The sequence below is a fragment of the bacterium genome (genome assembly GCA_018812485.1).
In the GTDB taxonomy this organism is placed as follows: Bacteria; JAHJDO01; JAHJDO01; order JAHJDO01; family JAHJDO01; genus JAHJDO01.
Window position 1 is genome coordinate 1 of the sequence record JAHJDO010000150.1, and the last position, 9,497, is coordinate 9,497.

The 9,497-nt window shown below is 38.2% G+C and carries 8 protein-coding genes; all 8 read right to left on the reverse strand.

All coding sequences use genetic code 11. The annotated features are described in order from the left end of the window. Positions 1 to 104 precede the first annotated feature (104 nt). Entirely contained in the window at positions 105 to 1,634 is a 1,530-nt protein-coding gene (locus KKC91_12505) for an alpha/beta hydrolase (protein MBU0479364.1), read from the reverse strand. A 34-nt stretch (positions 1,635 to 1,668) separates the two neighbouring features. Beyond that, a complete protein-coding gene (locus tag KKC91_12510) occupies positions 1,669 to 3,069 on the reverse strand; it encodes a tyrosine-type recombinase/integrase (GenBank protein ID MBU0479365.1) in 1,401 nt (466 codons plus the stop codon). Continuing rightward, a complete protein-coding gene (locus KKC91_12515; protein MBU0479366.1) occupies positions 3,053 to 3,937 on the reverse strand; it encodes a tyrosine-type recombinase/integrase in 885 nt (294 codons plus the stop codon). The genes KKC91_12510 and KKC91_12515 overlap by 17 nt, the downstream gene beginning before the upstream one ends. 40 nt (positions 3,938 to 3,977) lie before the next feature. Beyond that, entirely contained in the window at positions 3,978 to 4,553 is a 576-nt protein-coding gene (locus tag KKC91_12520; protein ID MBU0479367.1) for a site-specific integrase, read from the reverse strand. A 420-nt stretch (positions 4,554 to 4,973) separates the two neighbouring features. Further along, positions 4,974 to 5,147 carry a hypothetical protein gene (locus KKC91_12525; GenBank protein ID MBU0479368.1) on the reverse strand — a complete coding sequence of 58 codons (174 nt, stop codon included), beginning with the start codon at positions 5,145 to 5,147 and terminating at the stop codon, positions 4,974 to 4,976. Between the two features lie 191 nt (positions 5,148 to 5,338). Beyond that, positions 5,339 to 5,866 carry a DNA-protecting protein DprA gene (locus tag KKC91_12530; GenBank protein ID MBU0479369.1) on the reverse strand — a complete coding sequence of 176 codons (528 nt, stop codon included), beginning with the start codon at positions 5,864 to 5,866 and terminating at the stop codon, positions 5,339 to 5,341. A 386-nt stretch (positions 5,867 to 6,252) separates the two neighbouring features. Beyond that, a complete protein-coding gene (locus KKC91_12535; protein ID MBU0479370.1) occupies positions 6,253 to 8,787 on the reverse strand; it encodes a DEAD/DEAH box helicase family protein in 2,535 nt (844 codons plus the stop codon). Between the two features lie 2 nt (positions 8,788 to 8,789). After that, positions 8,790 to 9,497, reverse strand: a 708-nt coding sequence (locus KKC91_12540; protein MBU0479371.1) for a hypothetical protein, incomplete at its 5' end; no start/stop codon positions are given.

A 9,497-nucleotide genomic window follows, 5' to 3' on the forward strand; every position in this document is an offset into this window, starting at 1 on the left:
CTGCTAGCAGACAGGGCTGTCCCTTCGACGGTGCTCAGGGTAAACAAAAAAATTAAAACATTATTTCTTTTGGTTTTTAAATGGGGTGGCGGGGCAAATAGCTTTTATTTATTGTTTCGCAAGAAGTAAATAATTTCACTCAAAAATCTAGATTGGTCAAAACGATCCACATCATGGCCTGCCCCTTCAATTTCTACAAATTTAAGTTTCTTAATGTTTTCTTTAATATAATCTTTTGTCGGCCCAAGAAATTCATATGCCCATGATTTTGTCCCGGAATAATATAGAACAGAGGCTTTCGTGTTTTTGATTTTTTCTCCTAAATCCGCATAGAGAACCGCCTTATTAAGTTGATACCACATTTTGCTGTTGAAATAAGGGTAAAGGAGGCGATAATTCCAAGTAATATAATCCCGAAGAAGGTAAGCATTTAGATATTCAATATCATGCCGCGCTTTTCTGCTATTCTCGCGGTTTCTATCAGCCAACGGAATTGTATTAATTCCCCTTACGAAGCCTTCAATTATTACGAGCTTTTTATATTTATCAGGATATTGGCCAGCAAGATAAAAGGCAATTGATCCACCATAACAATAGCCAAGCAAATATGCCTGCTTAACACCTATTCGGTTTAAAAGTTCATGGATGATCTCGCCTTGTTCCTCAATTGTATATCCAAAAAAGTAGTTTGGTTTATCAGATTCACCAGCACCGATGTGATCAATATTTATAACCCGATATTTTTTTGAAAGTTCCTTCATATATGGATCCCAATGATGGGTATAATGAATACCACCTCCTATGAGGACAAAGGGCTCTCCTGTTCCAGCTTCAACATAATGGATATTAAAACCTTCAATTTCAATAAACTTATCCTCTCCTACTATTGCCCTATCAAAATTGATGCTGTGATTGGAATTTACCCGTTTATTCTCAGTGTTGCGGAAGAGATTAACCCCAAAAAGGATTTTTGAACTGTCTTTTGCAAAATCCGCGGCAAGGTCAAGATCAACAAATTCTCCTATTGGTAAAGTAAGCCCGGCAGCGGGATGATCAATGTTGTAACCCACCCGCCAGAAAGCCTTTGAAGTAAACTGATTTTCATAGCCAACCCTAACATTTCCATTAAAATCATACTTCAAAGCCAAGCATTTATCACTGTCTTCTGTTTTATAAGCTATAGTTGCCGAAGATTTTCTGGGCAAGAAAGCATTTTCTTCATTTAAGAGCGCAGCTGAGAGTGCAATGTTTTTCGTAATATCCGCATCAAATCCAATATCGAAATCCTTCTGCCCATTCAAAACTTTAACTCCTACCCCCAACCGCAAAAATGAGTAAGTATTAAATCCGTGGGACACATAATAAACCGCGCCCTGGGTGGCTGAAGACCGAGCAATTCCTAAATCGCCTATACTCATAGCAATATTGTTGCGCGGCAAAACAGGACCATAAATGTTATCAAAGGAAAGCCTTATGCTATCCGATTTTGCCAGGTAAGCTGGGTTATAAAAAATACCGGAAGGGTCTCGGGCTGTGAGAGGATAAACATTGCCCATGCCAAGAGAACGAACGGAAACGCCATAACAACTTCCACACAAAATAAGACCGATCAAAACAATTAAGACTTTTTTCATGTTTCAATCATTTTCCCCCAACTAATAGTCAATTTCAAGAGTTATTCGAAGCATCGCAAGTTTTATCATGAATATTTATTAATGGGTGCTTCTGTATTTCTTTTCTTAAATAATCTGGGGATGCATGCACATAATTATATGTTGTTGAAATTGTTGAGTGTCCCATCAGCTTTCCTATTGTTGCAATATCAACACCACTTGTAAGCAGCAATGAAGCAAAAGTATGTCTTAATATATGAGCTCCTACCTTTATTTTTAAGCCTGAGGATATTGAAAGGCTTTTAAAGATCATACTGATTTGTCCTTTGGACAATCCTCTGTTCTTATAGCTTGTTAACAGGAATTCTTTTTTGCTGCACTCTCTTCTTTGATAAAGATAAGACCTAATTGTAGCTGCTAAAACTTCATTAATTGGGATCATCCGATCTTTCTTATGCTTGCCCTGGCGGAGCAAAATGGTCTTCTCATCAAGCTGTATGTCGGCACACATCAACTTAACTAATTCACTACGTCTAAGACCACAATAAATAATCAGCTCCACTAATATCCTGTCCCTAATGAGCGTGAAATTATTGCGGCCTTTTCGGCTATTAAGATAGCCCATAAAAGATTCCAATTCATTCATGGACAAAACAGGTAAAACCGAATAATCAACTCTGGGCAGAGATACTTCAAGAATTGGGTTTCGACTTATAACATTATTTCTATAGCAATGTCCAAACAAATTCTTTAATGTTATAAGCTCTCCTCTGACGGTTTTTTCACGCAAGCCCTTTTTTCTAAGAAATCTCATGAATTCTTTGATTTCGTTAACAGAAATGTCCTTTACGTCAAGCCCGCCAAGAAAAATATCAAATCGCTTGAGGCTCCTCAAATATCCAATACAAACTTCCTTTGAGATATTTTTCTCCCTCAAAGCCTTCTGCCAATCATCAATCATTTTTTGAGTGCTTTTATTAAGAAAAACATATTTACTCTTCCGTCTTTTCTTAAGCAATTTCCTTATTAAAGCATCATAGTTATAACCAGTAGAATTTACAGCGTTCCGCCAACTACCAAAATGTCGTTTGCGAAATGCGGCGTAATAAAGTCGAGGATACCCCCTCAAAATATTTACCGGCTGGAGGGATACCCCCTTTTCTATTAACTCTTTAATTCTCTCCTTAATAACTTCCTTATTCCATCGTTTATACTCGGCACTCACCTTTCCTCTAAAATATGCTTTCTTTAGAATTTTTTTGTATTTTTTGCCGAATCCAGCCTTTTGGACAGCACGACTCCAAGAACCGAAATATTCTGGACGGTATGCCGCAACAAACAAAGATGGATGGCTTTTTACAATATCGCTATATTTTATACTGACACCTGTCTTTACAAGCTTTGTTACATCTTCTATTATCTTCTTTTTTGACCATTTTTTATTCCAAGGCCTCATGTTTACCTCCATAATATTTAAGCAAAGGATTTCGCAATAAAGCCTTCTTGATCATTTCAAAATCAGGCTTAGCGTAAATTGCCGTCATCTCAATCCGTTTGTGTCCCATTAAAACCTTTAAGCTATTGAGACTGGCCCCACCCTTCAGCATTAGACTAGCAAAAGAATGCCGTAAAAGATGGCTGTATACCCTGGTCCTAATTTTCGCAACTTTTGCTGTCATTCGCACAATTCGAGTAATACTATGAAGATTCATCTTTGTTCCATAGACATCAATAATAAAATAATGCGATCTAAACTGAGATCGTGCTTCCAAATAATCTTCTATCCACGAAACAAGTGGTTGCTCAATGGGTATAAGACGATCAATGCCAAATTTCGCGTGTATTATCTTAATAAATCCACCTTTTATATTGATCTGCATACGTTTTAGGGTCGCAATTTCCCCAACTCTTAAGCCACAATATATTAATAATCCTAAGACGGTCTTGTTGCGGTAATATTGCAACTTTTTCTTGCGAGTATAGATACACCTTGCAGTTGCATTAATCAGTTTTGTTAACCCTGTAATGCCCAGAGGTTGCGTGTATGTCCTAGGATTCTTGATTTTACGTATAAAAAAATAGGGCTTATATTTTAGAACGCCCTTCTTAAAATAATAGTTAAGGAACGGCATAACAACCAAATAATTAGAATATATTGTGCCTAACGAGTACTTTTGTCTTTTCAGTTCTTTGAAGAATTGCCTGACCCACCCATAATCAAGATCCTCAAGATTTTCAATAGGCAGAAAGTTAATAAAGTCCCTCAAGCAATATTTTTGGCCCCTTAGGGTGTATAAGGAAAGGCGTTTATCATGCTTATTCATATAAATATATTCTTTTAGAGCTCTTTTTTTATTCATATAACTATAAAATTGTAATACTCTCCACTGCTGACTTTCTACAACTAGTAGAAATAACAGATCTTCTATTAATCGTAGCTAAAGTATGCGTCCCCATTATTGTTTGCAGAATACGGTGTTCCACCCTAGAATCGAACATCAACAAGAAGAATGTGTTCCTTAATATTCTAGAAGTCACCTTGATATTGCTTAAACTCGATATTTTGTTCATAAAGACATTTAAAGTCCGATGATTAAATTTCAAGTCCGAATTAATATTCTGAAACAACCTATTGGGATTCGATCTGGGGATCGTTCTTACATATTCCAACAACCAGGCATTCACTGGACAAAAAAGAGGCAGAATCCGTTGATCATGAAGAGAAGATTGTTCAATTTTCAGAGTTTTCTTCTTAAAGTTAACATTTTGAAGTTTTATTTTAAGAATCTCGCCTAATCCCAGGCCATAAAATAGAATCAATCCCAAATATGCTTTGCCAAAAACTTGAAATTGGCCTAATGACTGATTTTCTTCAACAAGAAGGTCTAATAGCCTGGATAATTGATTAAGCGGAATAAACTCTGGGATAATTTTCGGCACGAGAGGGGCAGAAACCTGGCTAACGGGATTAGAAGACAAATAATGCTTTTGAAATAAAAACTCGAAGTACGTCCAAAGAACCCACCTCATATTAAAAACAGTATATATTGATCTTCTTTTTTTTGTATGGGTGCTTCTTGACCTTCTGTAATAAGAGAGGTATTGCCTTATGACTTTCACAGAAACATCACTTATTGAATATATCTGTTTGCTTTCCAGATAGGAAAAAAAGCGGACTAAATCATTTTTTATCTTAATGAGCGTGGACGAAGATATTTGCGAAGATCTTTTATAAGAAACATATTCTCTAAGGTGTGTATCTCTTAATGATCTAATCAAGCTTATACGTATTATACCTAAATTTGTTGGGTTTGCGACCAAAAAATAAGCCCGCCTTCTCAATGGAAAACGGGCTTAAAATCAGATATCAGCGTATCTATATGAGATCCCGTATTCAACCTGATTTTGGATCGCGCATAGGCATGACTGGCAGATAAAAGCTACACTGTGCAGAGTATAAGGCTCAAAACCGATATGATCTATACCCTCGTTGCTCGGAACCAGAAACGACCCACATATTGAACATTTTCTCATCTTAATTACCTCCTATTTTGTAATCAGACTCTTGAGCTCCCCTATTAAGACCCTGGAAGCTCTTATCCTATGAAGTTTTTGGATATAATCCAGAAACTTAGCGCAACGCGAGCGATCGCGCGGGCTACACTGAACGCTAGGCAACCTACTCGTACAGCACAGACACGGAGAAAACAACGACGTACTCATAACTAAACCACCTCCTCCCCCTGGAATATGAAACAACGTGAGGCCAACTCCGCAGGCAAGCTGGCACCACCACCGCAAAGGAAAACCACAACCGGAACACCACGGGCAACAGCCTGCCGCACCGTATAAAGCGAACCACGAGAAGAACCAAAGAGGAAGGCCACCAGAACCGAGCAGGAAGAAACCAAGCGCCTATTGCGCCCCAAGAGAGCAGAAACCACCTGCTGGCGTGGCGCACCAGCGGAACCAGAACCCCAGAGGACCTGACCACCAGAAGCAAGAAACCGAGACACCTGAGGACGAACAAAAGCGGGAAAACCAGAAGCAGAAGACCAGGCGGAGAAGACAACACCGCGAGAAGAAGCACCCTGCTGGAGCAAAGCAGAAAGAGCGAACGAATCAGCCCCTACCACCCCGCCAGAAGCAACCGAAAAACCACGAGCTAGAAAGAAGGAAACAAGAGAGGAAACAAACGGGGAAAAAGAAGCAGGAAGAGAACGGGAACCAACAACACCAACTAAATGAGACATGCGACACCTCCCTATAATAATGAACCTGCAACTGCTGCAGGCATGGGAAGTTAAATAGCATTTTTTTCGCCGCTGTCACCCGCAGTGAGTGAACGAGCATACAATTTCATTTAATAACTGCGAGAGAGCGAACGGAGGGCGCTAGGAGCGAAGCAACGACGCGAGGGCGCAAGCTACATAAATTTCATAAAATTATGTGTATCATGCTTGCGACCCTTGACAGCGAAAAGCGAAAAAATGCTAGAATAAAAATGCCTGTAGCAGTTGCAGGATACAATATAAGGATTGCCAGCGGGCTAGATCTCCTATCAGCTCCCGGGCAATGCATGCCCCAAGAAGAATTGAGGGGTTAGAATGGAAAAGCTGGAGGCAGGCCAATATTACTATTATGATTCAAGCAAATCTTCAAGAGTGCTTCTAAACTCACCTTTGAATAATCGCCCATCAATCAAGTATTCCGTAAATTCCGAATAGCTTTCTGGACTCAAGAAATGAAAAAAGTATTTTTGCTTGATCTTTGCTTTTTTCAATTCTTCGTTCAAATACTCAAAATGTTTTTTCGCCCAGCGATATTTTGCCTTGTTTTCTTCTGAATCGTCACCATCGGATTTAATCTCAACGACAACAACATTTTTGCCAAGTTTTAAAAAGAAGTCAGGGTTAAAACTTCCTTGCGTCGGGTGCTCGCCCTTTCTCCATGAATACTCAACACTATAAAATCCCATGTCCCGCGATTTTATCCAAGCATCAATTTTTTTGCATACTTTTGAGCTGACAATCGCTTCAACGAACTTTCGTTCTGGTTCTTGCCTTGTCAAAAAGACATTGACTGACGTTTTGAAACAATAAGGATTAACTTCTTTGCTTGCGCTTCGTGGCAAACTTTCGTCATCAATTATGTCTTGCAAAATATCAATCATGCCATTACTGCACTCGTCTTTGAAATTCTCTGTATAAAAAATTGTTGATCCGTGTTTTATTGCGCCAACGGCAACGCTTTCCTTTTCAAGCTCTTTTGTGCTGATTAACTTCGGCTTGTTTACCTTCCTTTCCAAAACAATCGTTGACCCTCTTGCTCTAAAAAGCGTTTGAAACGCTTTGAAAATTCTGTTGGCGTTATCCTCAGTTAAAACTCCGCTTTTTATACCAACTTTCCGCATTGAAGTTACAATAATTTCTTTTATTTCGTTTTCCGGAGGCAAATGCTCTTTTTCGTAGTCGCCTTTCGGAAATCTGATTTTTACCTCGAAATCTCTGGTTTTGAAAGTTTCAACTATTTTTGACACCACTTCATCAATGCCGAAAACTTCTTTTTGAATTGTTGTTGTTTTCGGCTTAATAATTCCGCTTAAATCCTCGTATTCGGTTTCTCTGTCTATTTGCTCAACTTGGGCAACTAAGTTGATAAATCCTTTTGAGTAATCAAAAATTTTCGTGTCTTTTTGCGCTTTAACGGCTTTTTCCTGTTTTTCGTAGTCAATTGTGTAAAGATCAAAATGATATTTTGCCCGCTCGCCGAAAGTCAAAACCTCGCTTATCAAACGGACTTCAATTTCTAAAATCTCATCAATCAAACCACGGATGTTTCGGCTCCAAGCATCGTGATTAAAAACCCTGACCTTCGGCTGTGGTGATTTGTATTCTTCCGGTATGCGAAGCCCACGGCCCAAAACTTGAGCAATCAAAAGTTTTGAATTAAAAGCGCGGTCTTCCCACGGTACAATTTGAAAAACATTTTTTACATCCCAACCTTCGGTAAGCATGGAAACGGAGACAATCCACTCAACCGAATTTTCCTTGTCATCAACATTTTTCAATTCCAAAACATTTTTCTTGTGGTCTTTATGCGAGGTAACAATCAAAACTTTTTTTTCAACCGCTTTTCGCAAGATTTTTTCTCGCTTCTTCAAAAAATCAATCAAATCTTCCCGAAGCGTTTTTGCTCTGGAAATATCTTTTGTAATCAAAATTGTAAGTGGCTTGATAAGCCGATACTTTTTCACAAATTCGTCGTGATTGTCATAGATCTTTTGGAACTTCTCGTTTTTGCCTATGTTTTCATCTTTGGATACATAATCAATCGACTTAACCACTTTGTCATTAACGGCTCCTCGTATTGAATAACGATAAATAACATCGTTGAAATAGTCGTCGTTAATGTAAGCCGTGCCAGTAAGCCCTAAAACATATTTGAAATTGAAATCGGGATTAAGCAAAAACTGCTTCCACTTTTTTATATCCTTATCCCCTGTTGTGTTATACACATGATGGACTTCATCGTTCAGCACTAAAACTCTCTCGCCATTTCCTTTCAAGCTGTCATTTATTGACGATCCTGTCCTTTCATAAACAGCGTGAATATTCTCAATGCAAATGTCGCCGTTCTTGATTGTGCTGTTTGCGTCAATAATTCTTGGATTTTTGAATGCGGCGTTATTCGGCAAAGTTTCTTTAATTTTGTTATCGCCGGAAAGTTTCTCAAACTTTTCTTTCAAGCCAGATTCAATCGTAAGCGACGGACAAAGCACTAAAACTTTATCCACTAATCCAAGCCCTAAGGCGATTTGAGCGATACCGTAAATTACATAACTTTTACCCGTTCCTGTTGCCAAATCAATCACCGCAGACAATTTATGCGGCAAGGGCAAGTTTTTTTGATAATCGCGGACATTTTTGTATCTTTTCTGCAATTCGTCGTTTTTCCTGAAATTTTCCTCAATCAAATCCTCAATTGACCTATATTCGCCTGAGGCAAGAAAAATAATCGCGTCCGTGATCGCTTCTTTTTGAAATTCTCTATCGCCACAAAGCACATCAAGAAAACTGACCCATTTTTTCAAATTGAGTTTAGCAGGATCATATGTTTGCTTCACTTGCAAAACTAAATCTTGTGTTTTATATACTTTTATTCCTTCTGTCATAATTATTTGACCTTAAATTTTTCCCGAAATTCGTTGCCGTAAATATCAACATAAATCGCCATAATCTGCCTACCGCAGTCCTTTTTAGGAAATTCCTTTTTAATTTCCCTCTGTTTTGTCAGTTCTTGCTTTATTTCTTCTTTGCTCTCTTCTTTCTCACTTTTCTTGTGATTAAGCAAGTCCTGCGCAAAAAAGTAATTTGTCATCATAAATTTTTCGCCATCATAGTTTAAGTCAATAAGCAACATCGCCAAACTTTCAAAATTTTTGAGTTTTTCGCCGGCTTCATCTTGCGAATAGGCGGATTCAAACTTTTTGACTCTCAAAACAATTTGATCTTTCAATGTTTTGATTTCCGATCTTACTTCCGGCTGGCGGATAAAGTGAAAGCCGATTGCTTCATCCAAGTCATTGATTTGGTTCTTGCTTTGTGGCTGACGAAATTTCTTAAATTGTACCTTGTGCAATTCTTTAATAATTTGATACGGAACTTTCAAGAAGTAATAACGAACATTGTCTATCTGATGATAATCACTGATAAAATCAACATTATTTGCGGGAGCAATTATGTAAAGTCTCCCGTCAATTTTCTTTCCGATACATTTGTGTAATTCGCGTAAATATTTCTCATCAACACTTGTATTCTTGAAATCCCAATACGGAAAAATTTTTGCGTAAAATTCTCGCTTCTTTCCGTCAATTTCAACTCC

Coding starts and splice junctions, on each gene's coding strand:
- KKC91_12505 (MBU0479364.1), bottom strand. CDS start 1,634: ATGAAAAAAGTCTTAATTGTTTTGATCGGTCTTATTTTGTGTGGAAGT.
- KKC91_12510 (MBU0479365.1), bottom strand. CDS start 3,069: ATGAGGCCTTGGAATAAAAAATGGTCAAAAAAGAAGATAATAGAAGAT.
- KKC91_12515 (MBU0479366.1), bottom strand. CDS start 3,937: ATGAATAAGCATGATAAACGCCTTTCCTTATACACCCTAAGGGGCCAA.
- KKC91_12525 (MBU0479368.1), bottom strand. CDS start 5,147: ATGAGAAAATGTTCAATATGTGGGTCGTTTCTGGTTCCGAGCAACGAG.
- KKC91_12530 (MBU0479369.1), bottom strand. CDS start 5,866: ATGTCTCATTTAGTTGGTGTTGTTGGTTCCCGTTCTCTTCCTGCTTCT.
- KKC91_12535 (MBU0479370.1), bottom strand. CDS start 8,787: ATGACAGAAGGAATAAAAGTATATAAAACACAAGATTTAGTTTTGCAA.